Genomic DNA, 26,399 nt, shown 5'->3' on the forward strand with positions numbered 1-26,399 from the left:
CGCTCCCCGCTCGAGCCCCTCGCATGGCGATGGATCGGATCGACGCCGCCGCGCTCGTCGGCTTCGCGCTGGTAGCGGCGTCGGCGCTGGCGTTCGACCTCGATCAGCTCGTCGTTGCCACGGGTGTCGCCGGCTTCCTGCTCTCGTTGGCGGTCTGGCGGCTGTACGGCGGGCGCGTGTGGGAGGCGCTGGGCTGGCTCGCCTGGGTCGGCGCCGCGGGCACGCTGGCGTTCGGCTTCAGCGGCGCGGTCTCGATGACGGCGTTTCTCGGCTTCGGCCTCGTCGGCGCCTTCCTCCTGATCGGCGGTCGATCCGGCTATCTGCGGGACGTCTGGCGCGTCGAGTCACCCGCTCGAGAGGGGTGACGCCTCGAGGTCGCGGTCGGCGGGCGATCGTCAACAGTTATCCCGCCGGAACGAGTAGCCGTGCGTGAGTATGTCGACGCGCGCTGTCGCCTCCGTCGATTCTCGCGGTCGCATGCCTCGCGGTATGCGAACGTGCATGTAGTGACGGCGCCGTCACCGGGGGAACGCGCCGCGATGCGACCGGTCATACGGTCTTGTTCGCGGCGTCGAAACTCGGACGCGAACGATCCGATACAGCAGCGACGCGTATCGTTCGGCCCTCGATCGGCCGATACCGAACCGACCGACTCGCGATCGAAACCGGCGGGTTTTACGCCCGCGACCGACAGACCACGAATATGAGCACGCACAACGACGACTTTCCGACGGACGATCCCGCCGTCGTGACCTGCGGGCTCCCCTACGCGAACGGGGACCTTCACATCGGTCACCTGCGGGGCTACATCGGCGCAGACGCCTTCAACCGCGCACTGCAGACGCTCGGCCAGGAGACGGCCTACGTCTGCGGCTCGGACATGCACGGCACTCCGGTCGCCGTCAACGCCGAGCAGGAGGGCGTCAACCCCGAGGACTTCGCCCTCGAGTGGCACGACCAGTACGCCGAAACGTTCCCGCAGTTCAACGTCGAGTTCGACAACTACGGCCACACCCACGACGAGACGAACACCGAACTGACCCAGGAGATCGTCCGCACGCTCGACGAGCAGGGGTACATCTACGAGAAGGAGATCCAGGTGGCGTACGATCCCGACGCCGACCAGTACCTTCCCGACCGCTACGTCGAGGGCACCTGTCCCTACTGCGGCGAGAAGGCCCGCGGCGACGAGTGCGACGAGGGCTGCCAGCGCCACTTGGAGCCCGGCGAGGTCGAGGACCCGACGAGCACGATCACCGGCAACCCGGCGGAGTACCGCGAGCGCACCCACAAGTTCTTCGAGGTCTCGGAGTTCGCCGACTTCCTGACGGAGTTCCTTGACGGCCTCGAGGGCACCTCGAACGCGCGCAACCAGCCCCGGCAGTGGATCGAGGACGGGCTGCAGGACTGGTGTATCACCCGCGACATGGACTGGGGGATCGACTACCCCACCGCCGAGGGCGAAGACGAGAGCGACCTCGTCCTCTACGTCTGGGTCGACGCGCCCATCGAGTACATCGCCTCGACCAAACAGTACTCCGAGCGCGTCGGAACCGACGAGTACGACTGGGAGCAGGTCTGGAAGGGCGAGGGCGAGATCGTCCACATCATCGGCCGCGACATCATCCAGCACCACACCATCTTCTGGCCCGCGATGCTCGAGGGCGCCGACTACAACAAGCCCCGCGGGATCGCCGCGACCGGCTTCATCACCATCAACGGCAAGGGGCTCTCGACGAGCCGGAACCGCGCGATCTGGGCCAAGGAGTACCTCGACGAGGGCTTCCATCCCGACCTGCTGCGGTACTACCTCACCACGACCGGCGGCCTCCAGCAGGACGTCGACTTCTCCTGGGACGCCTTCCAGGAGAAGGTCAACGGCGAACTCGTGGGTACCGTCGGCAACTTCTGGTACCGCTCGCTGCTGTTCGCCTACCGCAACTACGAGGGAACGCCCGACGCGGACGTCTCCGAGGAGGTCCACGAGCGCATCCAGGACGCCATCGCCGACGCCCGCGCAGCCGTCAACGACTACGACCTCCGCGGAATCGGCCAGTCCGCCGTCGAACTCGCCCAGTTCGGCAACGAGTACATCCAGCGCAACGAGCCCTGGAAGCTCACCGACGAGGAGCCCGAGACGGCAGCGCAGGTCATCCGCGACTGCGTCCAGATCGCCAAGGCCGTCGGCGTCCTCATAGAGCCGATCGCGCCCGACAAGGCCCGGCGCCTCTGGGAGCAACTCGGCGAGGACGGCGAGGTCGCCGACGCCCTCCTCGAGGACGCGCTCGAGGCCCCGCCGCGGAACTTCGAGGAACCCGGCGAACTGTTCGAGAAGATCGAGGACGACCGCGTCGCGGAACTGAACGAGAAACTCGAGGAACGCGTCGCCGAGGCCGAAGACGACGAGGACGAGGAAACCGAAAGCGACGATACCGCGGCTGACGAAGCCGACGATATGGCAGACGCAGACGTCGACGACCTCGAGCCGCTCGCCGACGACCGCATCAGCTTCGACGACTTCCAGGAACTGGACATCCGCGTCGGCCGCATCGAATCGGCCGAGGGCATCGAGGGCGCGGACGATCTCGCGCGCCTCGAGGTCGACATCGGCTTCGAGACCCGACAGATCGTCGCCGGCATCAAGCAACTGCACGACCTCGACGAGTTGCCCGGCGAGAAGTGCGTCCTGCTGGCGAACATGGAGCAGGCCGAACTGTTCGGCGTCGAGTCCAACGGCATGATCCTCGCGGCCGGCGAGGAGGCCGACCTGCTGACGACCCACGGCGACGCCGAAGTCGGCGAGAAGATTCGGTAATCGTCGACCGTCACCCGCTGCAGCGGTCGATGTTTTCTTATCCTGTTGGTGGAATCGAATAGAGCGAGACGATTGACGAAGCGTCGTACCGCGGACGGATCGTCAGAGCGGGAGTCGCAGGAAGTTCCAGTAATACAGCAGCCAGCAGAACGCGACCGCGCTGGCGACAACCAGCGTGTAGTGGACGCGCCAGAACCGGCCCCAGTATCCCTCGCGCCACGCGACGACAGTGCAACCGATCGACGCGAGCGTCCCGAGCGCCCCGAGGATCGGCAGGAGGGACACGAGGTCGTACGCGAGCGGCGGATCGCTCAACAGCGTCGGCTGGAAAACGACGCCCAGCACGACGAAACCGACGACGAACCCGAACAGACACGCGATCGCACCCCCGACGATCCACCGGGCGCGGGATTCGGACAGCGCGCTCGTCACCGCGTCGCCCTCGAGCGTCGACAGCGACCCCCTCTCCGACATCGAGTTCGAGCCGGTAGCCGACGCACCGCCGTCGACTGATGTCGGTCGGTCGTCGGATCGAGCCTTCTGTGAGGCCGACGCTGCTTTCGTCTCCGTTTCCGTCTCGGCATCTGAACCGCCGACGAGTCGCCGTTTCGCTCGAGCGAGCGGCCAGCCGACCGCGCCGGAGAGCATTCCGAGTGCGGAGAGGCCTGCCACGCGTCCGTGAACGGAGAGCGACTCGTGCCAGGAAACCCGTTCGAACGCGTGAAAGCCGAGAAAGAGGTGCGTGATCTCCCCGGCGCGCTCGCGGAACGCCAGCGTCTCGTCCCCGTCGACCGCGTCGAAGACGAGCGGGTCGTCCGCCCGCTCGACCCAGCGTTCCGGCCCGCCGCCGAAGTCGGTCACGAGGAAGCCGGCCTCGTCGACGGACACCTCGACTGACCCCGCCTGTAGCGTCGTCGCCAGTCGCGAGTGCGTCGTTTCCGCGATCCGAACGCCGCGATAGGTCCCCTCGAGCGCGTCGGCATGCGCCGGTGGGCCAGTCGGTTCGGACGCCGAGTCGTCGGACTCCGATTCTGGTTCAGGGAGGTATTCTTCAAGGAAGGCGTCGACGAACTCGCCCGTCGCAGTCCGGCCACTGTCGGTATTGGTCGCGAGAAATAGTCCGAGATCGTACTCGGGAACCAGCACCAGATAGCCGTTGGACGAGCCGGGAATGGCCCCATCGTGCTCGAGGATGCGGACGCCGTCGCGCTCGTCTTCGACGAATCCGAACGCGATTCCGGGAAGCGTCTCGTGGTGCGTGAACCACTGCTCGTGCATCCGGTCGACCGCCTCGGACGCGAGGATCCGCTCGCCGTCAGCGGCGCCGCCCTCGAGGTGGGCGCGCATGAACCGCGCCATATCGGACGCCGTGGCCGTCGCGGCGCCGGCGGGGGCGATCTCGAGGAATAACTCCGAGGAATCCCGGACCGATCCCGTCGCCATCGTGTAGCCGGACGCGACGTCGATATCCTCCGGAGCCGGCTGCTCGAAGGTCGTGTGGTCCATCCCCAGCGGGTCGAAGAGGTGCTCGCTGACGTACTCCTGAAACGACGTGCTGGTCACGTCGGCAACGACTTGAGCTGCAAGCGCCGCCCCGTAGTTCGAGTACGACGCGATCTCCCCCGGCGGTCGAACGCGCTCGGGTTGCTCCTCGCGCAGGACGTTGGGGAGCGACCGGAGGTCGTCGGGGTCGTCGACCCACGTTCCCTGGGATCGATCCTCGAAGCCGGCCGTGTGCGTCGCGAGGTGGGCCATCGTGATCGGCTCGTCGTACGTGTCCGGAATCGAAACGGACTCGAGAGACGGCTCGACGGGCTCGTCGGGATCGAGCCGGCCGTCCTCGATCAGTTGCATCGCAGCCGTCCAGACGAGCGGCTTCGAAACCGAGCCGATCCGAAACGCCGTCTCGTCGGCGTCGACCGGCGTTCCGGCCTCGCGGTCGCTCTCGCCGTAGCCCTTCGCGAGTTCGACCGCCCCGTCGTGAACGACGGCGACCGATGCGCCGACGACGTCGTGGGTCTCGAGCAGCGAGCCCAGCCGGTCGTCGACGAACGATTCGACTCCCTCGAGATCGACGGCGTCGGATTGTCCCGTCCGCGACGACGGCTCGGACACCGTCGCCGGATCGGTCGGGGGCTCCGGTTGCGTGGCCGTCTCGGCCGCGGGCTCGCGACCCGCGATTCGCGCCGGACTGCCGGCGAGTGCGGTCGCGCCGAGCGCCGCCGACCCCGTGAGTATCCGCCTGCGCGGCATTCGTTTCGACATCGATAGTGGCTACCGGTTCTGCGAGAAGCGGGATATGTATTTGGAGAAATATTTTTCACCGACTCGGCGGGAGTCCGGCGAACTCGAGCCAACCCGGTGGTTTCGGTCGAACAGTCGCCGTTCACCGCCTCGAGACTCGTCGTTGACGAGGCGTTTGCAAAACTGGATCGGGGTTCAGATTTCGTCGACAAGTTCCGAGAAGTCGTCGGTATCGACGAGCTCCATCGTCTGGCCCTGCAGGCCGTGGCGGCGGAGCGTCAGCGCCGACTTGAACCCGGATTCGTGGTCCGCGGCCTCGAAAATGATAATAAAGTCGTGTTCGCCGAGCGCGGCGTAGGAATCGATGAGTTCGGCGTCGTGGCTCTCGAATTCCGTGCGAATTTCTCCCCAGATCGACGCGAGCTCCTGGGCGTTCTGGGCGTCTCGATCGTCGAGATCGATGAGGGAGGCGTAGGTTGGCATGCGTGAGACGTCCACGAACGACCGGAAAACGATTGCCGTGGCACAGGACGGCAGGAACTCGAACTCGGATCCGAGTAAGTCAAAGCACGTGGCTTTTTTGCCGTGCCCCCGCTAGCTCGGGGCATGAGAAACGCGAAGATCGTCTGTACCCTCGGTCCGGCCTCGAGCGACCGCCGGACCATCCGCGAGCTGGCCGACGCCGGCATGTCCGTCGCGCGGCTGAACGCCAGCCACGGCAGCCCCGAAGACCGAGCCGAACTCGTCGACCGCGTCCGCGACGTCGACGAGGAGCGCGACGAGCCGGTCGCCGTCATGCTCGACACGCAGGGCCCCGAGATCCGAACCGCTCCCCTGCCGGACGGCGAAACCGTCACCCTCGAGACGGGCTCGGAGATCGAGTTCGTCGAGGGCGACGAGGCCTCGTCCGACCGCGTCGGCCTCTCCCTGCCGATCGACGAGGTCGAGGAAGGCGACCGCATCCTGCTCGACGACGGCCTCATCGAGACCACCGTCCTCGAGCGCGACGGCGGCGCGATCCGAGCCCGAGTCGACACCGGCGGCGAACTGGCCGGCCGGAAAGGCGTCAACGTCCCCGGCGTCGATCTGGATCTGGACGTCGTCACCGAGAAGGATCGGCAGGATCTCGAGCTGGCCGCCGAGAAGGAGGTCGACTTCGTCGCGGCGAGTTTCGTCCGCGACGCCGAGGACGTCTACGAGGTCAGCGAGGTCCTCGAGGAGTTCGACGCCGAGATTCCGATCATCTCGAAGATCGAACGCGCCGGCGCCGTGGAGAACCTCGACGAAATCATGGAAGCCTCCTACGGCATCATGGTCGCGCGCGGCGACTTGGGCGTCGAGTGTCCCATGGAGGACGTCCCGATGATTCAAAAGCGGATCATCCGACAGTGCCGCGAGGCCGGGCTCCCGGTCATCACCGCGACGGAGATGCTCGACTCGATGGTCCACGCCCGCCGACCCACCCGCGCGGAGGCCTCGGACGTGGCCAACGCCGTCCTCGACGGCACCGACGCCGTGATGCTCTCGGCGGAGACGGCCGTCGGCGACCACCCCGCCGAGGTCGTCGACGCGATGGACAGCATCATCCGCGAGGTCGAGGCGTCCGGCGAGTACGCCGAACTCTTGGAGCAGCGCGTGCCCGCTGCCGGCGAGGCCCGAACCGACGCGCTTGCCCGCTCCGCCCGGTTCCTCGCGCGCGACATCAGCGCGGACGCGGTCGTGGCCGCGACCGAGTCGGGTTACACGGCGCTGAAGACCGCGAAGTACCGGCCCGGCGTCCCGGTCGTCGCCTCGACGCCGAGCCACGAGGTTCGCCGTCGACTCGCGCTCTCGTGGGGCGTGACGCCGCTGTACGCCCGCGTCTCCGATCAGGGGGCCGGCGCCGTCGTCGAGCGCGCCGTCCAGGCAGCCCTCAACGCCGGCGTCGCGGAGAGCGGCGACACCGTCGTCGTCCTCTGCGGCATGATGACCGAACTCGAGGGCGCGAACACGACGAACATGCTGAAGGTCCACGTCGCCGCGGAGGCGCTGACGACGGGCCGGGTCGTCGTCGAAGGTCGCGCGACGGGGCCGCTCGTCCACCTGACCGACGGCGACCTCTCGGACGTCCCGGACGGCGCGATCGTCGCCGTCCCCTCCGATTTCGACGAGGAGTTCGAGGGCGACCTCGAGAAGATTGCCGGTATCATCGACGCCCAGCGGGGCATGACCGGCTATCCGTCGCTGGTGGCCCGCGAGATGGATCTCCCGATGATCAGCGGCGCGGACGTCTCCGAGGAGGCCGAGGGGGAGACCGTGACGATCGACGCCGAACGCGGCGTCGTCTACGGCGGCGATATCGGCGACCAAGCGGTGCGAGAGTAAGCCGGTCCGCTCGCGTCGTCGCACCGACTCGAGGCGGCGCGGTGGAGGGACGACCCTACGCAACGTCGCCGCTCGTGACCGCGGCTTTTTGACGGGGGCGCCCCTACCCGGGCGTATGGCTGACGATGACTCCGGCGATCGCGACGCGTCCGGAGGCGACGACGCCCAGTGGGACCGCTCGAGCGCGTGGGACGATGCGGACGCGTGGGGCGGCACAGACAGCGGCGAGTGGTCTGACTCCGATACTGATGCCGACGCGAACCTCGAAGGCGAGCGTGTAGACGAACCTGCGGAGGAATCGGACGACCGAATCCCGCTCGATCTCTCCCGCGACGGCGACGACGCCGACGCTGATACCGCTACTGAAGCGGCCGCTGACGCGGACGATTCCTACGAACCGGAGCCCAATTCGACGCCGATCGAACCCGGCGATCCGGACCTCGAGAACGTGGTGTTCGTCGTCATCGGCGCAATCGCGATGCTCCTCGTGATTGCTCGACTCGCCTCCCTACCGCTGTAACGCGTTTCGGCCGCGACTCTCGAGAAGGGTCCGACCGCTATCTTTCGATTCCGACTGTCGGTTCCGGCCGTCGATTCCGGCTCAGGCAGCCGCCGTCAACTCCTCTGGACCAAAAACCGCTCGTTCACTTCGTTCGCTCGCGGTACAGGACCTTACTCCAATTTGGCATTCGTAATCCGCAACCGCCCGTGCGTCCCCTCCCACTTGCGCTCGTACTCGAGGTCGATCCGTCGGTCCATGTGCGGCCCGTCGACGACCAGCGTCTCGAACTCGCCGCCTTCACCCAGGATGTGGACGCCGTACTCCTCGTTGAGTTCCTCGAGGTCGGCGAGTGCCGCTTCGTCGAGGGTCCGACCGAGCCAGGACTCGTCCAGTCCGTGCGCTGCGACTTGGATGATCTTGATCTCGAAGCCGGCCTCGAGCATCGCGTCGGCGAGTTCTCGCGGATCCTCCTGCCACAGCGGGGCGAAGAGGTCACAGCCCAGTCGGTCGCACATCGCCTGAATCCGATTCGTCTGGTACTCGCTCTCGACGGCGCCGGCCGTGACGCCGGCGATGCCGCCCTCGCCCCCCTCGCGGAGGGCGTCGTCTAGCTCCTCGAGCGCGGCCTCCAGCGGCTCGAGTTCGTCGTCGCCCTGGGCGCTCGAGTCGGCGACCGTCTCGGCCTCGAGGTCGCCGGGATCGACGTCGACGAGTTCGATGCCGATGCTCTCGGCGGCCAGCGAGGCGAGGTCGGTTGCCGGGACGTGATACATGTACGAGTCCTCGGAGGGGTGGACGGTGACGAGCCGTCGGACGTCGAGCCCCTCCTCGAGGGCGCGGTACACTGCCCACGAGGAGTCTTTCCCGCCGGAGAAGAGCCCGACCCACGCGCCGTTTGCGTCGCTCATGATCGATACTTGCGACAGGGGTGTAAATGAGTGACGAGTTCGGCGAGGCGATCAGGAGTCTGTGGCCCACTCTACGTGTCTGCGTTGCTGTCCGTCTCCGAGTCCGCATCAGCCTCGGCACCAGCATCCGCCTCGGTGTCCGAGTTCGGCTCCCGCTCGGTCTCGTGGTCGTCTTCACCATCGGTGACCGTATCGGGTTCCGGCGTCGGTACGGGAGCCGACGACGGCCCGCCGTCGGGGACTTCCGAGTCCGGTTCGGTTCCGGTCCCGGTCCCGCCCCCGCCGTTGGGAACCGCCGGTTCGCCGTCGTCCTCGGCTCCGCCAAAGTAGGAGGCGACGCGGGCGCCGACGAGGCTCACAACGATCGCGGTTACGACGTACAGCGCGAGCCGCTGTCCGGCCTCGACCGTGAACTGCTCGATCGAGAGGACGCCGAGCTCGATCGGCGGGATGTCGACCGCCCGGATCACGTTCTGTTGCTGCAGGAAGTACGCGGCGAAGCCCCTGATTACGAGTCCGACGGCGACGACGATGAAGGGGAGGTTCAGGAAGGAACTGCGGATCGGTTCCTCGCCGATCACCTCGTCGAGCAGCCGCCCGGCGCTGGCGGTCAGCGCGGCGACCGCGAGCCACGGAATGCTGTCGTAGGCGAACCGGACCGCCGGAACGACCACCCCCTGCGTCTCGCCGAGACTCGAGACGCCGAGCGCGCCGACGAACAGCCCGACGAAGGTCAAGCCGGCGGCGACGACGTAGGTGACGACCGACACCTGACCGGAGTACAGCGACTCCCGGATCTGGTGGGCGAGGCCGGTCACGATCTCGTCGACGTTGAATCCCTTGTAGAGCAGAAACAGCCCGATCACGGTCGTGATCGCGGCGGCGCCCTCCGCGGCGCCGATCCGCATCGCGAGGACCGGGAAGACCAGCAGCGTCAGTCCCAACGGGACGAGTACCGTCTGGCGGAGCTCCTCGTCCGCCAGAAACTGCTTCATGAGGTAGTAGGTCGACTCGATGTCCCGCGCTTGCCGGACGACGACGCGATCGACGGAATCGACTCGCACGCGGCTCTCGACGATCGGCACCAGCCGCTCGTCCTCCGCGCTGTCGAGGACGACGATCGCCGAATCGGGATCGTACTCCGCGATGAGGTCGTCGAGTTGCCGGGCGACCGCCCGATCGGCCGAAACCATCGACTCGCGGTCGCCCGAGACGACCGCGACGATAGCCTCCTCGTCGTCGTCGCGAAGGTCCTGCGCGACCCGCAGCGTCTCGAGCAACGTGTTGACTCCCGAGTCTTCGGGATCCGCGAGCCCGATGTCGGTTACGAGCGCGCGAACCGCCTCCCAGCCGACGATCGGCGACTGGAGTCCGGTCCGGCGACCGACGTCGTCGGTCCGGTCGAGGCAGACGACCAGCGTTGTCACGGTAGTCGTTCCTTCCTGTGTGACGATAAAACCACTCACTCGGACGACGGATTCGCCGGGCGTAATCGTGGACGGTAACGGCGACGGAAACCGATCGGACCGCAGGCGCAGTCAGGTCCGCAGGCGGAACTCCCGCTCGTCCGCGAGACCGGCGATTCCGGCACCGAGGGCGTACGCACACTGCTGGGCGCCGGCGCCGACCCGAGCCATCAGCGGCCGCTCGGGTTCGAACTCTTGGACGGTCACGTCCTCGACCGCGAGCCGGTCGGCCAGTTCGTCCTCGATCTCGCGGCGCGTTCCGAGTTCGTCGACCAACCCGAGTTCGTGGGCCCGCTCGCCGAGGTAGATCCGCGCTTCCGTGTCGCGGACGAACTCCGCGTCCATGTCGCGCCCGTCGCTGACCCGCTCGACAAACGTCTCGTAGTAGTCGTCGATGATCCCCTGCAAGTACTCGCGTTCGTCCGCCTCGAGTTCCTTCAGCGGGGTGCCGGCGTCCTTGTACTCGCCGGCGGCGAACCGCTCGTAGGAGAGCCCGACCTTCTCCGCGAGGTCGCTGGCGTTGACGCGGGAGCCGATGACGCCGATCGAACCGACGATCGAGCCCTCGCGAGCCCACAGTTCGTCGCAGCCGCTGGCGATCCAGTAGCCGCCGCTGGCGCAGGTGTCGGTCGCGTAGGCGACCGTCGGACCGTCGAACCGCTCGGCCGCGAGCCGGATGTCGTCGCTCGGGACGACTTCGCCGCCGGGCGTGTTGAGTTTCAAGAGGAGCGCGTCGACGTTGCCGTCCTCGTCCGCGCGATCGATCTGCTCGACGACCTCGTCAGCGGTCGTCCCTCGCGGACTCGGCGGGAACGAGCGTCCGCCGCCGTCGCGGGTAATCGGTCCTTCAACGGCGACCTCGGCAACGTTGTAACCGGGGAACAGCGACGACGCGATATTCCCGCCGACTCTGACGCCGACGCCGGCGATGACGAGTGCGATGAGCACGCCGAACAGCTCCGTCAGCGTCGTCGGATACACGACGAACAGTGCGACCCCGACTACTGCAAACGTCGCGAGGACGACCAGTACGATCGCGAGTCGTCCGAGTCCCTCCGTACTAACCATCGCTCTCGAGAACACCTCGATCCATGCCCGACTCTGTGGGTGCCGACCTGTTAACCGTTACCGTCACGGACGGCAGCGCCGCTCGAGGGTCCGGTTCTGCTGCCGGCTCGTATCCGGCACTATCGTGGTACGAATCGCTCCGATGCGACACCCCGAGCGTCGGTGCGCAGTCATACCGCAGTCACACCGCTCCGCGGCCGTACGCAACGCTCCCGAGAGCAGGTTGCGTTAGAAATCGGTTCCGCTACGCGTCGCCCGCTTGCGTCCCGTGTCCGTTTCGCGTGCTGCGTCGACGGCATCAGCACGTCAGCCCACACTCGATCGTAATGACTCGAGATCGGACGAACGACGCGCTCCCGCCGAAAACTGGAAACGCAGCCGCGACCGCGGGACGAATCGAACTGACGGACCTCTAGAGCAGGCCGGTCTTCTGGAGCTTCATCAGGTCCTCGGTGTCGAGGGTTTCGCCTTCCTTGAACTTCTGATAGATCTCCTCGGCCTCTTCCTTGGCCGCTTCCTGCTTCTTGTCGCGCTCGGACTTGCGCTCCTCTTCTTCCTTCTTGTCCAGTTCGCGCAGGCGCTTCTGGACGCGGACGAAGTCCTCGTGGTGCTGGTCGGCGGCCTCCTGGGCCTCGACGAACTTCTCGTGCATCTCGTCGGCTTCGTCACGGATCTCGTCGGCCTCGCGGTAGGCCTCGATCATCTGGTTGTGATGTTCCTGGGCCTTGTCCGCCAGTTCCGTGACCTTCTGGTGGTGCTTGGAGGCTTCCGAGCGCACCTCTTCGGCTTCCTCGACGAGTTCCTCGAGGTCCTCGTTCTGGTCGAGCTTCTGCTTGCGCTCCTCGTACTCCTCGCGCTTGGACTCGATCTTCTCGATGAGCTCCTGCTCTTCCTCGCTCGAGAGAACCTCGGTCTGCTGCTTGAACTCGAGCTGCTCGATCTCCTCCTCGAGTTCCTCGAGGTCCTTGCCCTCGTCGAGCTCCATGTCCGACTTGAGCTCCTCGACGCGGTCGAAGAGCTCGTTGGCTTCGGCGTTGAGCTCGTTGCGCTTTTCCTTGTGTTCCTGGACCTGCTCGTTGAGCTCGTCGCGCTGCTCGCGGTGCTCCTGGGCCTCGTCGACCTTCTCGCGCGTCTTCGCGTTCAGGTCATCGCGCTTGGAGGCGCGTTCGGAGGCCATCTGGTTGAGCTCGTTGCGCCGATCTCGCAGTTGACCGGCCATCTTGATGAGCTCGCCTTTCGATTTGTTTTCGAGGTCGTCCTCTGTCAGTTCGATGTTTTTCGATTCGTCTACCATGTGTTAGTCAAACCTCTGTGCCATACCCGCACCGGAGCGACGGACGATCGCGACAGCACCGTCGCTCGAATAGTGAGCGTCGGTGTCGTCGCGGCCGCCCGTACAAAGCGTCCGCTCACGATCTGCGAAACCTCGGTGAATAAGATTTCCTGTCATCGATCGTCGAGCGATACGCGCCCCGGTGGCGTTCTGGTACCCGTAGCTACTGGCGCCTGTAATTTAAATGTACCGGTCGCAAAAACCGTGAAAACCGTTAGCAGGGGGCTGTCCGGGGCTGTTGACCGGTCTCACGGTGGGGAAGTTGCACATAAACGACGAGCCATCGTCAGGGGGCGGCCCGGCGAAACCGGCACCGTCGTGTGATCTACCGCTGGCGCTGTTCGATCGTGGATTGCGGTGAAAATCTCCACCGCCGAGAAACGTCAGAAGAGGTTCTCGACGCGGTCGTCCGTAAGTTCTTCCGCGGGATCGGTCCGCTCTCGCTCTTCGGCCTCTTTGGCCTCGCGGGCCCGCGCCATGAACTGCTCGAGCCGCGCGGATCGTTCGGCTCCGCCTAACAGCACGAGCGCGCCGAGGCGGTCGCTCTCGAGCGGGAAGTCCCCGCCTCGGACCTGCATGCTACCGGTTTCGTCCTCGAGCCAGCGCCGGGCCTTCTCGACGCCCTTGCGCGGGATCGCCTCCGGCTTGCCGGCGATGACCAACAGTGCGGAGTCGGCCGTCGTCGCGTTCGGCAGGCTCGTCCCGGTCAGCAGCGCCTGTCTCGCGACGGTCATGACGGTGCGGATGTTGTCGGCGCTGTCCTCGCTGGCGACTTCGCTGGCGTAGCCCAGCGTCGCGATGCCGCCCGCGCGGAGGGTGTTGATGACCTCGCTCGAGTCGACGACGCTCTCGCCGACGCCGTCGACGGCCTCGCCGGAGGCGAAGAGCAGGCCGACCCGTTGGGCGATCTTGTCGTTGATGCGATCGAACGCGCCTTCGACGCTCTCGCCCTGTTCGTGCCAGGAATCGTTGTCGATCAGCAGCGTCGCGTCGGCTTCCCGCGCGATCGTCTTCAGCGAGCGACCGGCGTTGGCCTGGTAGAGCGATCCCTCGTTTTGCCCGGGGAGGATGCCGAGCGCGTAGACGGGGATGTCGTAGATTTGCTGGAGGTTGTGGACCAGGACGGGCGCGCCGCCGCTGCCGGTGCCGCCACCGAGGCCGGCCACGACGAAGATGGCGTCGGCCCGCGAGGTGACGCGGCCGTCCAGCCCGCTTAACACCTGTTGGATGTCCGACTGCATGATTTCGGTTCCCAACTCGTTGTCGCCGCCGACGCCGTGGCCGTTGACGCGGTCGGCACCGATCAGTTGCGTGTCGACGAATTCGAGGGACTGGAGGTCGGGTTTCGCGGAGTTGACGGCCAGTGCACCTTGAACGGCCTCGAAGCCCATGTCCGCGTCGAACCGGGCGAGCCGTTCGGTGACCTTCCCACCGGCCTGACCGACTCCGATCAGGGCTACCTTCATAGCACCCGTATCGAAGGGATCCGTGTTGAACGTTCCGGTGAATGTACAGATTCGTTACTAAACGTCTCGGCGGCGACTCGAGGCCGTACTCCGGCTGCAGTCACCGGACCGCCGGTTACGGAGAGTCCGGTCGGCGCGAGCCCTTCTCACCGGGACGGAAAGTTCTAACTCGATCTATTGTGAACGTGACCCTATGACGCTTCAAGTCGGCGTTCTCGGCTACCGATTCATGGGCAAGGCACACGCAAACGCGATGGCGCGACTGCCGATGTTCTTCCCGGACGCGCCCGATATCGAGCGTAGCGTGCTCGTTGGCCGCGACGAGGAGGCGCTGAACGAGGCCGCCGACCGGCTCGGCTTCGACTCGATTTCGACCGACTGGGAGAACGTCGTCGACGATGTCGACGTCTTCTACAACCTCGGTCCGAACCACGTCCACGCCGAACCCTCGATCGCCGCTCTCGAGGCCGGCACCCCCGTCTTCTGCGAGAAACCGCTCGCGCCGACGCTCGAGGACGCCGAGCGGATGGCCGAGACCGCTCGCGACGCCGGCGACGACGTGCCCGCCGGCTGTGCCTTCAACTACCGGTTCGTCCCCGCGATCCAGTACGCCAAGGGGCTGCTCGAGGCCGGCGAACTGGGCGAGATCCGCCACGTCCGCGGCCGCTACCTGCAGGACTGGCTGGTCGACCCCGAGGCGCCGTGGTCGTGGCGCAACGACGAGGAGATGGCCGGCTCCGGGGCGCTGGGCGACCTCGGCGCGCACACGGTCGACCTGCTCCGGTTCCTCGTCGGGGACGACGACCTCGCGGGCGACATCGAGCGTCTCAGCGGCCACCTGCAGACGTTCGTCGACGAGCGGCCCGCCGAAGGCGGCGACGAGACGCGGCCCGTCACCGTCGACGACGCCTACTCTGCCCAACTCGAGTTCGAGAACGGCGCGATGGGGACGCTGGAGGCCACGCGGAACGCGACCGGCCACAAGAACGACCACACGATCGAAATCCACGGCTCGAAGGGCAGCCTGAAGTTCTCGCTCGAGCGGCTGAACGAACTCGAACTGCTCCGGGAGGGCGACCGCGGCTACGAGACGATTCTCGTGACCGACGAGGACGACCCCTACGTCGACCACTGGTGGCCGCCGGGCCACGTCATCGGCTGGGAGCACACCTTCGTCCACGAGAATTACGAGTTCCTCTCCGCAGTGGACGAGGGCGGCGAGTTCCACCCGAGCTTCGAGGACGGGCTGGCGGCCCAGCGCGTGCTCGCGGCTATCGAGGACAGCGACGAGCGCGGCGAGTGGGTCAGCCTCGAGTAAGCAAGCCCGCCGTCAAGCGTGATTTCCCGTCCGGATCGAAATCAACAGGTCGCTAGAACGGTGACGTCCGCTGCTGTTCCTCTGCTTTCCCGTCTCCGCCGGCGTCCGGATCCGGAATCTCACCCGTTTCGCGAAACTCCGCCTCGAGGCGCTCGAGCGACTCGTTGAGCGGGTCGGCCTGGTGGTGGGAAGGGTGGACGCGCACGCGCACGAGGTCGTACTCGTGGCGGTCCCCCAGGCCGTTCCACGCGCGGAACGAGCCCGTGACCAGCGCCTCGGCCTGCGGGCAGAACTCCGTCGTCGGCGTGAACTCGGCCCGGAGCACGCTCGAATCGTCGGCGTCGACCGCGTACCGGAAGCCCGCCTCGGTGTGGCGCACGTCGAGGTTGAGCTTCGCGAGGTTGTAGCCGAAGGTGGCGTCGTAGACGCCCCGCTCCTCGAACAGTTCGCGGGTCAGTTCGTGGAACGCGACGTGCTCGTCGTCGGTGAGGACGTCGTGGGCCTCGAGGAACGGGCCCGGATCGGGGAGGTGCTCGGGGACGAACTCCGAGAAGTCGTCGAAGCCGTCGTCGTCGGGTCGGGCGCTCGAGAACGGGTTCATGAACGAAGGTAGCGTGCGCTCCGTCCAGTAGCTCGTCCCGAACATGTCTGGTGGGGAGCGATGCGTACTCGACGGGATCGATCGTCGTCACCGCGACCGGCGGACTCGAGATTCGACTACCGATTTCGGTTCCGGCTCCGGTTCGGACTCGCAACGCGCGTCTCGCGGGTCACGGCGTCGACGTGCACGTGGACGCGCTCGTCGTCAGTGTCGAACGGCACGATCCAGGAGGCGCTGGTCCGGTGGGGGTCCTCGGCGACGGTCGCGTCGCCGTCGTAGCCGTCGGCCTCGAGCGCGTCGCGGGCGAGCCGCTCGGCCTCGTCGGGGTCCTCGATCCGCAGCTCCTGGTTCAGTCGGACGGTCACGACCGGAACGTCGGCCATGCGGACGATCCGCTCGGTGACGCTGCCCATCAGCACGCGGTCGAGGCCGGTCCGCCCCTGCGTCCCCATGACGATCGCGTCGATGTCGTGCTCGTCGACGTAATCGAGGATCTCCTCGTGGGGAACGCCCTGTTCGACCGCCGTCACGACGTCGACCCCGGCCGCGTTGGCCTCGAGTTCGACGCGCTCGACGGCCCGGTGTGCCGCGGGCGTCGCCTCGTTAGCCTCGAACGTACCCAGCGGCCCCTCCGGGACGACCGAGAGGCCGTGGACGGTCGCGTCGAAGCGGTCCGCGATCGCCAGTCCGTGTTCGATCGAGCGTCGCGTTCCGTCGCTCCCGTCCGTCGGAATGAGGACGTGCTGGTACATGTCGAAACGTTAGGAACGGCGACGTAAATAGGCTCGAGTCCCTCTCACGCGCAAGCACCGTCGACAACGTCGCACTAGGACGTGGTCGCGGCGAAGTCCTTCGCTCCGACCGCGGACCCGCAGAACGGACAGCCGCTTTCGACCGCGGCTTCGCGCCCCGGTTCCTCGAGTTCGATACGCTGCGCGCAGTCCGGGCACCTGAATCGGTAGGGGCTCATCACGATTCTATCTAGGGTAGCGACCCGCATAGGGTTCGTACCACGATATCGGGGACGTTTAAGTACGTCCGAGATCCGACGCCGGCTCGAGTCCGCTCGAGCGGGCTCCGAGTCCACGTCCCCCTCGAGCACTGGTCCGGGACTGTACCTTTATGCGGGCCGCGTGCGACGCGACGGGTATGGAAGTCGATCACACTGCAGTTCGCGTCTCGGATCTGGAAGCGACCAAAGCGTTCTACGAGGACGGGTTAGGGCTGGAGTTCCACCAGGAGTTCCACACCGACGACGGGATTCACAACTACTACGTCACCGGCGACGAACTCGAGACCTCGATCCAGTTCGCCCACGATCCCGACGGCGACGAGGAGATCGAGCCGTCGGGAATCGTCCACCTCGCGATTCTCGTCGACGACCTCGACGAAACGCTCGAGCGGCTCACCGAACGGACCGGCTGCGAGGTGCTCCGCGGACCGATAACGGTCGACGCGGTCGACGCCCGCGCGGCCTTCGTCGAGGATCCGGACGGGTACGAGGTCGAGATCTACGCGAATAGAGACGAGTAGAATAGTCGCGACTCGCGTCGCAACGCCGTTGGTGCGGCAAGAAAACGAGTCGTCGGCCCGCCTCGAGCAGTCCGGTTGCGAGCGGCCGCTCGCGACGCTTACTCTTCGCTGCTGCGGACGAACGTCGCCGGACACGGCGACGAGAGCAGCACTTCCTGCGCCGTCGAGCCGAACACCGCCTTGCCGGTCGGCGAGCGGCGGCGTCCGCCGACGAGGACGCGATCGGCGTCGACGTCGCCCGCGAGGTCGACGATCGTCGGCCCGTGGTCGCCGACGGCGCCGCGAACCTCGTAGTCGATGTCGTACTCGTCGAGCGCCGACTGCAGCTCCCGGATCGTCGAGTGGCGCATCGCGACCTCGTCGGGTTCGATCTCGTCGACGCTGCGGTCGAACTCGAGTCGGTCGAGCACTTCGTCGTACTCGCTGTCGGTGAAGACGTGTGCCAGGACGACGGTCGCGTCGGCCGGCGCCGCCACTTCGACGACGGCTTCGGCGAGTTCGTCGATCCGTTCGGAATCGCCGGGTCCGACTGCCAGTAATACAGTTTCTAACGTCATACCGGCAACTATCTCACTCCACCGATGTAAATCCATCCGACGGTTCGAGCCGTGAGTGACGTTGTCGGGCGTCGTCTCGTCCCGTCGTGTCGCAGTTCAAACGTTTTTTCCGCCCCGTCGTCGAGACTGGGGTATGGACGGACCCGACCTCTCGAACCGAACGGTCCTCGTGACGGGCAGCGGGAAAGGCGTCGGCCGCGAACTCCTGCTCGCGACGGCCGACTGCGGCGCGACCGTCGTCGTCCACTACCACACGAGCGCCGACGCGGCGCGCGAAGTGGCCGACGAGGCGCTCGAGCGCGGCGCCGGCGACGCGATGACGGTCCAGGGGGACGTGACCGATCCCGAGAGCGTCGACGGGCTGTTTTCGGCCGTCGAGGCCGAGTTCGGCGGCGTCGACGTGCTCGTGAACAACGTCGGCGACTTCGCGCCCGCCCACTGGGCGGACCTCGACTTTGCCACCTGGAACCGGGTGCTCGAGACGAACCTCAACGGGACTTATCTCTGCTCGAAACGCGCCCTGGCGCACATGCGCGAGGGCGACTACGGCCGGATCGTCAACATCGGCTACGCCTCGAGCGAGAAGGGGCTGGTGAGCCCGAAGAACTTCCCCTACTTCGTCGCGAAGGCGGGCGTCCTGATGTTCACGCGGATGCTCGCGGCCGACACGCAGGACGACGACGTCACGGTCAACGCCATCTCGCCGTACGTCGTCGAGAACTCCGACGAGTTCCCGGACGACCTCCCGCAAGATCGACCCGCGAGCTTCGAGGACCTGATTCAGCCGCTGCACTTCTTCCTTGATCCGGACAGCGGATACGTCAGCGGCGAGAACATCGAGGTCGACGGCGGGTGGCTGCCCGAGACGGTCTAACTCCCGTCTCGAGGGGATCGGACGTGAACGGACCGAACGCGGCGTGAGCGATCTAACGTGTCCGACACCGCGGCCGGAACCGCGAGTTTATCCCGCTTCCTATGGAACTGATTACGTGAGTATCATCGCGGAGTTTTCGGTCAAATCGGACGACTTTGCCTTGAATTACGCCCTGACGGAGGCGCCGCAGATGGTCGTCGAGATCGAGCAGGTCGTGGCGACGATGGAAGATAGGGTGATGCCGTACTTCTGGGTGAGCGGCGGCGATCACGCGGAGTTCGAAGCGGCGTTTCACGACGACGAGTCCGTGACGGGCGTCACACAGATTGATGAAGTCGACGAATCCCGATTGTACCGCGCCGAATGGACGGAAAACGTCGAAACGATCGTCTACGCGTACACCGAACTCGGGTCAACGATCATGCAGGCGATCGGTCGCGCCGACAACTGGGAACTGCGAATGCGGTTCGACGATCGAGACGTGTTGACAGAGTTCCGCGAGTATTGTGCCGACAACGAGATCTCCTACGAGCTCAATCGGATTCAGGAGCAGGAACAGCCGATGGCGAGCGCCCAGTACGATCTCACGACGAAGCAACGCGAGACGCTGGTCACCGCGCTCGAGGAGGGATTCTACGAGGTACCGCAGTCGATCACGATGCGGGATCTGGCGGACCGGATGGACATCTCCCAGCAGGCGCTCTCGAAACGGTTTCACGCGGGTCACCGGAATCTCATCACGAGTACGTTAACGTTTACGCACCCGGACGACGAGTGATTCGTCTGCGTCGGCCGCTCTGTGCACCAAGTGATGTCTCGAGGTGGTCTATACAACCCCCTACCTCTTGCCCAAAGACAGCCTTGCTATTGATATGACGAGCCCTCAACAGACGTACGAAACCAGCACCGAGACGACCGACGAGCGGCTGAAAGTCGCCGCTCGGTGTCGCGAATGCGGCGGAATCTACTCGGCGTGGTTATTCGCCGACGATACCGTACAACCGATCGGCCGGAAGGACGGCTGTCGGTGCGGGGCGTCGGCGTTCGAAGCGATTTCGAAATAACTGCGCGGGTCGATGAGTGAACGAGTTCGGTTTGCAGGTATCACAACCACCGCTCCGTCAGCGATCGGCTCGAGCCGAAGTAGATCCCGATCCGGATCCACGATCCGTCGAAACGACGTCCGCGTCCGATGGTCCACCGGCGTCGAACTCCGCGACGAACGCGTCGAGCCGCTCCGAATCGTCTGCACCCGGCAGACGGCGATCGGCCGTAACGCAGGGTTCGTCGACCCCCAGCCGCTCGCAGACCAGATCGGCCGTCGCCTCGGCCATCGCCCGGTAGGTCGTCAGTTTGCCGCCGACGATCGACGCGAAGTTCGCGACGCCGTCCGCGGCGTGGTCGAGGAGGAAAAAGCCTCGCGAGATGCCCCGCGACTCCCGGGTCGCTTCGTCGGGCGCGTAGAGCGGGCGCACCCCCCACCACGTGCGAACGTCCTCGGCGTCCGCGACCGGCGGGAGCATCCGCGCACACTCCTCGCGGACGCGCTCGAGTTCCCACTCGGCCGTCTCGTACTCGTCGGGATCGTCCACGTCGACGCTCGTCGTCCCGAGGACGACCTCGTCCTCGTGAGGGACGACGATATCGCCGTCCGCGGGATCGCGACAGCGGTTGAGCACCGGCATCGTCGCGGGCTCGAGGGCGTCGTCCCGAACCGAGACCATGACGCCGCGATTTGGTTGCATCTCGACGTCGACCTCTGCCATCGCGGCGACGCGGCCCGCCCACGCGCCGGCGGCATTGACGACGAAGTCCGCTTCGACGGTATCGTCGACCTGCCCGCCGAGTTCTACCGCAGCGATCCGATCGCCCTCGAGGCGCATCCCTTCCACGGGCGCGTGCGTGAGAATTTGCGCCCCCTCGTTCCGGGCGGCCGCCGCGTTCGCGGCGACGATCCGCGAGGGGTAGATCACGGCGTCTGGAACCGACAGCGCCCGCTGCACGTTCGGCGAAAGGGCTGGCACCTCGGCGCGGGCCTTGCCGCCCTCGAGCACCGTCGTCGGAATCCCGACCTTCTCGCAGGCCTCGCGTTTGGCCGCGAAGTAGTCCGGATCGTCGGCCTCGAGTTCGAGGAACAGCCCGCCGGTGTCGCGAACGCACGCGCCGGCGACCTCGCCCAGAATCTGCCGTTCTTGAATACACTCCTCGGCGCCGGCCGGATCACTTTCCGCGTACCGCGCACCGCTGTGACAGAGGCCGTGCGAGCGACTCGAGGTGCCCGCCGACAGGCCGGCGCGGTCGACGAGCGCGACGTCGAGGCCCCGCAGCGCGAGGTCGCGCGCCGTTCCCGCACCCGTCGCCCCGCCGCCGACGACGAGCACGTCGGTTTCGATTGGCATAGCGGAGCGAGGCGCTCGAGGGGGAAACGTCTGGTCCCAACGCGTTCGCTCTCCTGATTGTGTTCCTGTACTGGGGCTTGGACTATTCGTAGCCGCGGCGCTCGAGACTCGCGGTACGGCGAGTCGTCGGTGACGACGGACGGCGGCGAACGAGAATTAGCGGGCGGTCAGCGATCGAATCAACGGATGCACTCGAGTTAGTTACCGCAGCGGATTGAGCGAGCCGAAATCCAGATACTCCGTACCGAGCTGAGCGAGCAGCGGCAGGTCGCCCAGGTGGAGCAGCTTCGAGATCGCGGCGACGTTGCCCTTGTTCGCCTGCGCCAGCGTGTCCTGGTCGAACCGGTTGAGATCCTGCATGAGTTTGTCGTACCGTTCGTTGTCCGCCAGATAGAGCAGCCGCGTCATCCAGAGGCGCTTTTGCATGTTCGGCGCCACCTCGCGGTGCCACAGCGTCTCGTACACCTCGAGGTTCTCCGCGGTCGGCTCGAGGTTCCCGTGCTTGAGACAGCTGTCGGCCGAGGCGGCGGCCATCCGACCCGATTGCATGCACTTGTTGATCCCTTCGCCCCAGAGCGGGTCGACCGTCGGCACGGTGTCGCCGATGGCCATGAACCGGTCGGTGTGCATCTTGCCCGGCATCTGGATGTGCGCCGAACCGCGGTGTTGCTTCCCTTCGATGCGCTCGGCGTCCGCAAAGCGCGGATCGGTATCGAGCCAGTGCTGGAGGTGGTCGTCGATGCTCCTGCCGTTATCGCCGAACTGCTGGTACCGCTCGTTCTGGATGTAACAGAGGCCGACCTTGGCGGTGTCGCCCCCGGTGTGGAAGATCCACGAGTAGCCGCCCGGCGCGATGTCGTGGTCCAGCCGCAGCATCATCGCGTCCCGCAGGTCCGCGAAGCCGGGCCGGTCGATGTCGATCCCCTCGAGTTCGTACTCGATGCCGATGGCGTGGTTCTTCCGCTCCAAGTTGCTGACGCCGAGTTTCTTCGCGATCGGCGCGGCCGGGCCGGTCGCGTCGATGACGATCTCGCCGTAGACTTCCTCGTCGCCGTTGTAGGTGACGCCGACGATCTCGCCGTTCTCCATGATCGGCGCGGTGGCGCGCGCGTCGAACCGGTACTCGGCACCCTTCTCGCGGCCGTCTTCGACGAGGTAGCGCTTGAAGTCGCCGAACTCGAGGACGGCGCCGGGCTGTTCCTGCACGAAGTACTCGTGGGGCGACTCCAGAACCACGCTGTCGGTGTACTGCATGACGACGTCGTCCGGAATCCCGAAGGAGGCCATCATCGACGGGAAGGTGCCGGCCGTCGACTTGTTGCTCTGGCGCGGGAACTCGTCCTCGGATTCGGTCTCGAGGACGACGACGTCGTAGTCCCTCGCGGCGAGATCCCGCGCACACTGCGCTCCTGCGGGACCGGCGCCGGCAATCACCACGTCGTAGCGATCGTTCATGTAATCGTGATTTGCTCGGATCCTAATGAGTTTGTCCAGTTGCGTTCCCGTACCATATTTCTTATATGTCCGTGATGTCCGGTCAGAATCCGGTTTCGACGCCGGTTCCTCGGGTTTACTACCGGTAACTGAAGGGCCGGAGCTACTTCTGTGTTGGCGGGACGAGGGCCGGCAAGCGACGCTCGAGGAGCCGTTCGCTCATTGAGTGGGAGAAATGGGGTGGGAAAGCCCACCCAGCCCCGTTCGACCTCCGTTTGATTCGTCAGGACCGCGCATCTTTTTGGTACGCTCACGTAAGAATCCGGTATGGTCGACGTCCTCGACAACAAGCGGGCCGCGACGCGGTTTCGGATCCTCGTCCAGATCGCCGAGCGCCAGCCCGCGGTCAGCCAGGGTGAGATCGCCGAGGAAGTCGGCGTGACGAGTCAGGCCGTCAGCGAGTACATCCGCGAACTCGTCGACGACGGCCTCGTCGAGAAGGAAGGCCGGTCGCGCTACCGCGTCACGAGAGAGGGCGTCGACTGGCTCTTCCGCGCCGCCGACGACGTTCGGCGGTTCGCGGACCACGTCACGGGCGACGTTCTCGGCGCCATGAGCGAGGACGCCTACATCGCCGCCGAAGACATCGAAGAGGGCGAGACCGTCTCGCTGTTCGTAGAGGACGGACTGCTCCACGCCGAGCCGGGCAGCGAAGGGCCCGCGACCGGCATCGCGACGACCGACGCCGAAGCCGGCACCGACGTCGGCGTCACGAGCTTCGAGGGCGTCATGGACTTAGAGCCCGGCTCCGTGACGGTCCTGCAGGTTCCCAGCGTTCGGACCGGCGGCAGCCGCGCGATCGACGACGAAATCGTCACCGACGCCTGCGGGGACGCGGATCAGGTCGTCGCCACCGGCATCGAGGCGATCGTCGCCTGCCGGCAGGCCGACATCGAGCCGGCCGTCACGTTCGCCGTCGGCGAGGTCGCCGCCGACGCCGCGGAACACGGCCTCGCAGTGACCGTCGTCGCGACCACCCACGCCGTCGGCCGCGTCACGGACGCGCTGCGGGATGCGGACGTCTCGTACGAGGTTCTCGAGGGGTAAGAAGGAGCGAGCGACGACGGATCACACCGAACTAAAAGACCGGACGACCGTGCTGGGACGCCGATGGCGAGCCAGTCCGCCAAACGTCCGTCGCCGGCGAGACGAGCCGATTACCCGATGTACCGCAGATCGTCGTCCGTCGGCACCTGCTGTTGCTGCTGTTGCTGTTCCATCTCCTGGATCTTGCCCATGACTTCCTCCATCTCGTCGGCCCGCTCGTCTAAGGTCTCGTAGTCGAGTTCGAACCCGAGCAGCGCCTCGAGCACCTCGAGCACCGCGCGGGCGCTCTTGGGGTCGACGAGGTAGCCGCTGGTCTCGCCCATCAGGCAACTCGCCTCGAAGCCGCGGCGTTCGCCGAGGCCGAGCAGGAGACCGGAGACGCCGATGATCCCGCCCGCGGGCTCGTCCTCGCGGAACTCGACGCCGGCGTCCTCGAGTTCCTCGCGCAGCGACTCGTCGCTGACGGCCCCGACGACCGCGTACTCCTCGATGAGTTCGCCGGTCGGCACGCCGCCGAGCGCGTACGCCTCGCTGGCGCCGAACTCCTCGGCAATGTCGAGGAAGGCGCTGGTCAGCACGTAGTGGCCCGCGTTGGTCTGGGCCTGGTGGTCCCCGGTCAGCAGAAGGAGATCGCGTCCGTCGGCCACCGAGACCGCGTACATCTCGGCACAGGTCAACTCGGCGACGCCGTCTTCGACGCTTACCTGCGGCGGGAACTCCTGCGAGTAGACGCGGCGCACGAGGGTGCTCTCGCCCTCGAGTTCCTCGAGCAGGTGGTCGACCGCGAGCTTTCCGACGTGGCCGACGCCCGGCAGCCCCTCGACGAGCACCGGGTCGTCCAGTTCGACGTCGTCGACTGCGTCGATCTCGAGTTCGTCCATACCCGAATCAGCGATTGCGACGCTTAAGAGACCGTCGGTACTCGCCGTAGGAGTCTTCGGGATCGAACGGCGCCGGCGCGCTGTTTTCGGCGTCGGCACCGCACTCGGGACACTCGGTAGAAAGGGTATAGACCGGGCGGTCGTGTCGCTCGCGCCACGCCGAACACACCCGGATGTCGGATTTCATCTATTCGTCGTCGGTGCGGCGCTCGCGGTGGTACTCGCCGGAGCCGCCCTCGTCCTCGATGGCGGCGATGGCGCGTTCGGCGCTTTCCTCGAGTTGGGATTCGGCGGTCTTGTAGTTGGGCGCCTGCACCTCGATCCGGTACTCGGGTGCGCCGACGTAGCTCACGTCGAGGTCGACCTCGTCGGGGACCTCGCCGTTGCCTTCGGCCGCTCCGAGCGCCTCGCGGATGCCGTCGACCCCGCTGGGCGAGGGGTTCTCGAGGTCGACGTAACCGGTGACGTTGACGTACGGCACCGAGACGTTTTCGCGGGCGGTCTCGACGATCGAATCGACTTCGTCGGCCGAGAGGTCGGTGTCCTCGAGGGCCTCGTCGCCGTGGATCGCGGCCTGCTTGAAGCCGTCGTAGAGGCTGCCGTGGGCCCCGATCAGTTCGTTCGCGATCGCGGTGTAGGTCTCGTCGTCGGTGTCCTCACCGAGCGCGAGATCCATCCAGTTGTCGGCCTTCTGCTCGTTTTTCCACTCCTGAATCTTGTCGGAGCGCTGGTGGTCGTTGACATCTTTCAGCGAGAGGTCGATCTGCTGCGAACTCTCGTCGATGTCGAGGACCTTACAGACGACGATCTGGCCCTCTCGGACGTGGTCGCGGACGTTCTTGATCCACCCGCTGGCGACTTCGGAGATGTGGATCAGGCCGCGCTTGTCCTCGTACTCCTCGAGATCGACGAAGACGCCGAAGTCCTCGATCTCGTCGATTTTCCCGACGACGAGTTCGCCGGTGTCGGGCCAGCCGCTGAACTTCATCGTGACTCGACGGTCTCGATGATCTCGTGTTCGATCTCGGCTTTGCCGCCGGTCGGTCGCGCCAGCGTCGTTCCACAGACTGCACAGGCGACCTCCGTGGAGGCCTTGCCGAAGACGGTCTGTTCGTTCTCGCAGTCACTGCATCGAACCTGGTAGAAGCTTCCTGCCATACTAATCACTCCTGGAACTCGAGTCGGCCGGCGCGCCATCCTTCGCGGAGGTGGGCCTTGCCACACTCGCTGCAGCGGTACTTGAGGTCGGTCTTCTTGGTCGGCTTCTCGCCGGCGGGCACCTTCGAGAAGCGACCGGAGTTACCGATGCTCGAGGAGTTGCGCTTGGTTCGGCGAGCGTCCCACTTCATGCCGCTGGAACGGCCGGTGCGGGCCTTCTCGACTTCGTGTTCGTGGTGTTCGTTACAGTGCGGGCAGTACGTATTGAATCGGCGTGGCATCTGCATGGTTATCTCACTTGCTGTGGGCTAAGACACGGCTGTTTAAAACCCGTTTGGTTCGCCGTCGGCGGGTTGGGGCTCCGTTCGCGG

Annotated in this window: 27 protein-coding genes; 9 read left to right on the forward strand and 18 right to left on the reverse strand. The window is 66.2% G+C overall.

Annotation, left to right across the window (positions count from 1 at the left end):
• The first annotated feature begins 23 nt into the window (after positions 1-23).
• Positions 24-365, forward strand: a complete 342-nt coding sequence (locus HALXA_RS15800; RefSeq protein WP_013881395.1) for a hypothetical protein — start codon at positions 24-26, stop codon at positions 363-365.
• A 338-nt stretch (positions 366-703) separates the two neighbouring features.
• Positions 704-2,815 carry a methionine--tRNA ligase gene (metG, locus tag HALXA_RS15805; RefSeq protein WP_013881396.1) on the forward strand — a complete coding sequence of 704 codons (2,112 nt, stop codon included), beginning with the start codon at positions 704-706 and terminating at the stop codon, positions 2,813-2,815.
• Positions 2,816-2,917: 102 nt separating this feature from the next.
• Here metG and HALXA_RS15810 read toward each other — a convergent pair whose 3' ends face one another.
• Both HALXA_RS15810 and HALXA_RS15815 read right to left on the reverse strand, forming a co-directional pair.
• Positions 2,918-5,080: a serine hydrolase domain-containing protein gene (locus HALXA_RS15810; protein ID WP_013881397.1), complete on the reverse strand. Its 2,163-nt coding sequence runs from the start codon at positions 5,078-5,080 to the stop codon at positions 2,918-2,920.
• A gap of 174 nt (positions 5,081-5,254) precedes the next feature.
• Positions 5,255-5,542 (reverse strand): GYD domain-containing protein, encoded by a 288-nt coding sequence (locus HALXA_RS15815; protein ID WP_013881398.1) that lies wholly within the window; start codon positions 5,540-5,542, stop codon positions 5,255-5,257.
• Positions 5,543-5,665: 123 nt separating this feature from the next.
• On the opposite strand from HALXA_RS15815, the gene pyk reads away from it, so the two are divergent.
• Positions 5,666-7,423, forward strand: a complete 1,758-nt coding sequence (pyk, locus tag HALXA_RS15820) for a pyruvate kinase (protein WP_013881399.1) — start codon at positions 5,666-5,668, stop codon at positions 7,421-7,423.
• 115 nt (positions 7,424-7,538) lie between these two features.
• A complete protein-coding gene (locus tag HALXA_RS15825) occupies positions 7,539-7,943 on the forward strand; it encodes a DUF7312 domain-containing protein (protein WP_013881400.1) in 405 nt (134 codons plus the stop codon).
• A 152-nt stretch (positions 7,944-8,095) separates the two neighbouring features.
• Here HALXA_RS15825 and HALXA_RS15830 read toward each other — a convergent pair whose 3' ends face one another.
• From HALXA_RS15830 to HALXA_RS15850, 5 genes are all read right to left on the reverse strand, one after another.
• Positions 8,096-8,833 carry a diphthine--ammonia ligase gene (locus tag HALXA_RS15830; protein ID WP_013881401.1) on the reverse strand — a complete coding sequence of 246 codons (738 nt, stop codon included), beginning with the start codon at positions 8,831-8,833 and terminating at the stop codon, positions 8,096-8,098.
• Positions 8,834-8,904: 71 nt separating this feature from the next.
• On the reverse strand, positions 8,905-10,260 hold the full coding sequence (locus HALXA_RS15835; RefSeq protein ID WP_013881402.1) for a DUF373 family protein: 1,356 nt from the start codon (positions 10,258-10,260) through the stop codon (positions 8,905-8,907).
• Between the two features lie 111 nt (positions 10,261-10,371).
• Positions 10,372-11,367: a signal peptide peptidase SppA gene (gene sppA, locus HALXA_RS15840; protein ID WP_013881403.1), complete on the reverse strand. Its 996-nt coding sequence runs from the start codon at positions 11,365-11,367 to the stop codon at positions 10,372-10,374.
• Positions 11,368-11,779: 412 nt separating this feature from the next.
• Positions 11,780-12,661, reverse strand: a complete 882-nt coding sequence (locus HALXA_RS15845) for a coiled-coil protein (protein ID WP_013881404.1) — start codon at positions 12,659-12,661, stop codon at positions 11,780-11,782.
• A 422-nt stretch (positions 12,662-13,083) separates the two neighbouring features.
• On the reverse strand, positions 13,084-14,166 hold the full coding sequence (locus HALXA_RS15850; RefSeq protein ID WP_013881405.1) for a tubulin/FtsZ family protein: 1,083 nt from the start codon (positions 14,164-14,166) through the stop codon (positions 13,084-13,086).
• Between the two features lie 193 nt (positions 14,167-14,359).
• On the opposite strand from HALXA_RS15850, the gene HALXA_RS15855 reads away from it, so the two are divergent.
• Positions 14,360-15,484: a Gfo/Idh/MocA family protein gene (locus HALXA_RS15855; protein ID WP_013881406.1), complete on the forward strand. Its 1,125-nt coding sequence runs from the start codon at positions 14,360-14,362 to the stop codon at positions 15,482-15,484.
• A gap of 52 nt (positions 15,485-15,536) precedes the next feature.
• On the opposite strand, the gene HALXA_RS15860 is transcribed toward HALXA_RS15855, so the two are convergent.
• The 3 genes from HALXA_RS15860 to HALXA_RS15870 all read right to left on the reverse strand — a co-directional run bounded on the left by HALXA_RS15860 (position 15,537) and on the right by HALXA_RS15870 (position 17,055).
• Positions 15,537-16,130: a hypothetical protein gene (locus HALXA_RS15860; protein WP_013881407.1), complete on the reverse strand. Its 594-nt coding sequence runs from the start codon at positions 16,128-16,130 to the stop codon at positions 15,537-15,539.
• Between the two features lie 71 nt (positions 16,131-16,201).
• Positions 16,202-16,837 (reverse strand): universal stress protein, encoded by a 636-nt coding sequence (locus tag HALXA_RS15865; protein WP_013881408.1) that lies wholly within the window; start codon positions 16,835-16,837, stop codon positions 16,202-16,204.
• A 74-nt stretch (positions 16,838-16,911) separates the two neighbouring features.
• Positions 16,912-17,055: a DUF7560 family zinc ribbon protein gene (locus tag HALXA_RS15870; protein ID WP_049895340.1), complete on the reverse strand. Its 144-nt coding sequence runs from the start codon at positions 17,053-17,055 to the stop codon at positions 16,912-16,914.
• A 179-nt stretch (positions 17,056-17,234) separates the two neighbouring features.
• Between HALXA_RS15870 and HALXA_RS15875 the strand changes: the two genes are divergently transcribed.
• Positions 17,235-17,618 (forward strand): VOC family protein, encoded by a 384-nt coding sequence (locus tag HALXA_RS15875; RefSeq protein WP_013881410.1) that lies wholly within the window; start codon positions 17,235-17,237, stop codon positions 17,616-17,618.
• Between the two features lie 98 nt (positions 17,619-17,716).
• Here the strand turns inward: HALXA_RS15875 and HALXA_RS15880 are convergent, their stop codons facing one another.
• Positions 17,717-18,175 carry a universal stress protein gene (locus tag HALXA_RS15880; RefSeq protein ID WP_013881411.1) on the reverse strand — a complete coding sequence of 153 codons (459 nt, stop codon included), beginning with the start codon at positions 18,173-18,175 and terminating at the stop codon, positions 17,717-17,719.
• Between the two features lie 133 nt (positions 18,176-18,308).
• Between HALXA_RS15880 and HALXA_RS15885 the strand changes: the two genes are divergently transcribed.
• Both HALXA_RS15885 and HALXA_RS15890 read left to right on the forward strand, forming a co-directional pair.
• Complete coding sequence (locus HALXA_RS15885; protein WP_013881412.1) at positions 18,309-19,049, forward strand: SDR family NAD(P)-dependent oxidoreductase; 741 nt, start codon at positions 18,309-18,311, stop codon at positions 19,047-19,049.
• 115 nt (positions 19,050-19,164) lie between these two features.
• On the forward strand, positions 19,165-19,827 hold the full coding sequence (locus HALXA_RS15890; RefSeq protein ID WP_013881413.1) for a helix-turn-helix domain-containing protein: 663 nt from the start codon (positions 19,165-19,167) through the stop codon (positions 19,825-19,827).
• Between the two features lie 343 nt (positions 19,828-20,170).
• Here the strand turns inward: HALXA_RS15890 and HALXA_RS15900 are convergent, their stop codons facing one another.
• The gene (locus tag HALXA_RS15900; protein WP_013881415.1) at positions 20,171-21,448 is read right to left on the reverse strand and encodes an FAD-dependent oxidoreductase; all 1,278 of its coding nucleotides are present in this window, start codon (positions 21,446-21,448) and stop codon (positions 20,171-20,173) included.
• A 201-nt stretch (positions 21,449-21,649) separates the two neighbouring features.
• Complete coding sequence (locus tag HALXA_RS15905) at positions 21,650-22,903, reverse strand: digeranylgeranylglycerophospholipid reductase (protein WP_013881416.1); 1,254 nt, start codon at positions 22,901-22,903, stop codon at positions 21,650-21,652.
• 306 nt (positions 22,904-23,209) lie between these two features.
• On the opposite strand from HALXA_RS15905, the gene HALXA_RS15910 reads away from it, so the two are divergent.
• Positions 23,210-23,989, forward strand: a complete 780-nt coding sequence (locus HALXA_RS15910; RefSeq protein ID WP_013881417.1) for a DUF7839 domain-containing protein — start codon at positions 23,210-23,212, stop codon at positions 23,987-23,989.
• Positions 23,990-24,099: 110 nt separating this feature from the next.
• On the opposite strand, the gene HALXA_RS15915 is transcribed toward HALXA_RS15910, so the two are convergent.
• From HALXA_RS15915 to HALXA_RS15935, 5 genes are read right to left on the reverse strand one after another with little or no spacing between them, the layout of a single operon-like run.
• The gene (locus HALXA_RS15915; RefSeq protein WP_013881418.1) at positions 24,100-24,870 is read right to left on the reverse strand and encodes a proteasome assembly chaperone family protein; all 771 of its coding nucleotides are present in this window, start codon (positions 24,868-24,870) and stop codon (positions 24,100-24,102) included.
• A gap of 7 nt (positions 24,871-24,877) precedes the next feature.
• The gene (locus HALXA_RS15920; RefSeq protein ID WP_013881419.1) at positions 24,878-25,057 is read right to left on the reverse strand and encodes an RNA-protein complex protein Nop10; all 180 of its coding nucleotides are present in this window, start codon (positions 25,055-25,057) and stop codon (positions 24,878-24,880) included.
• Positions 25,058-25,858 carry a translation initiation factor IF-2 subunit alpha gene (locus HALXA_RS15925; protein WP_013881420.1) on the reverse strand — a complete coding sequence of 267 codons (801 nt, stop codon included), beginning with the start codon at positions 25,856-25,858 and terminating at the stop codon, positions 25,058-25,060.
• Positions 25,855-26,028: a 30S ribosomal protein S27e gene (locus HALXA_RS15930; RefSeq protein ID WP_013881421.1), complete on the reverse strand. Its 174-nt coding sequence runs from the start codon at positions 26,026-26,028 to the stop codon at positions 25,855-25,857. Before HALXA_RS15930 ends, HALXA_RS15925 begins: the two co-directional genes overlap by 4 nt.
• 5 nt (positions 26,029-26,033) lie before the next feature.
• Positions 26,034-26,315: a 50S ribosomal protein L44e gene (locus tag HALXA_RS15935; RefSeq protein ID WP_013881422.1), complete on the reverse strand. Its 282-nt coding sequence runs from the start codon at positions 26,313-26,315 to the stop codon at positions 26,034-26,036.
• Between the last annotated feature and the right edge of the window lie 84 nt (positions 26,316-26,399).

Source organism: Halopiger xanaduensis SH-6, from assembly GCF_000217715.1.
Classification (GTDB): Archaea; Halobacteriota; Halobacteria; order Halobacteriales; family Natrialbaceae; genus Halopiger; species Halopiger xanaduensis.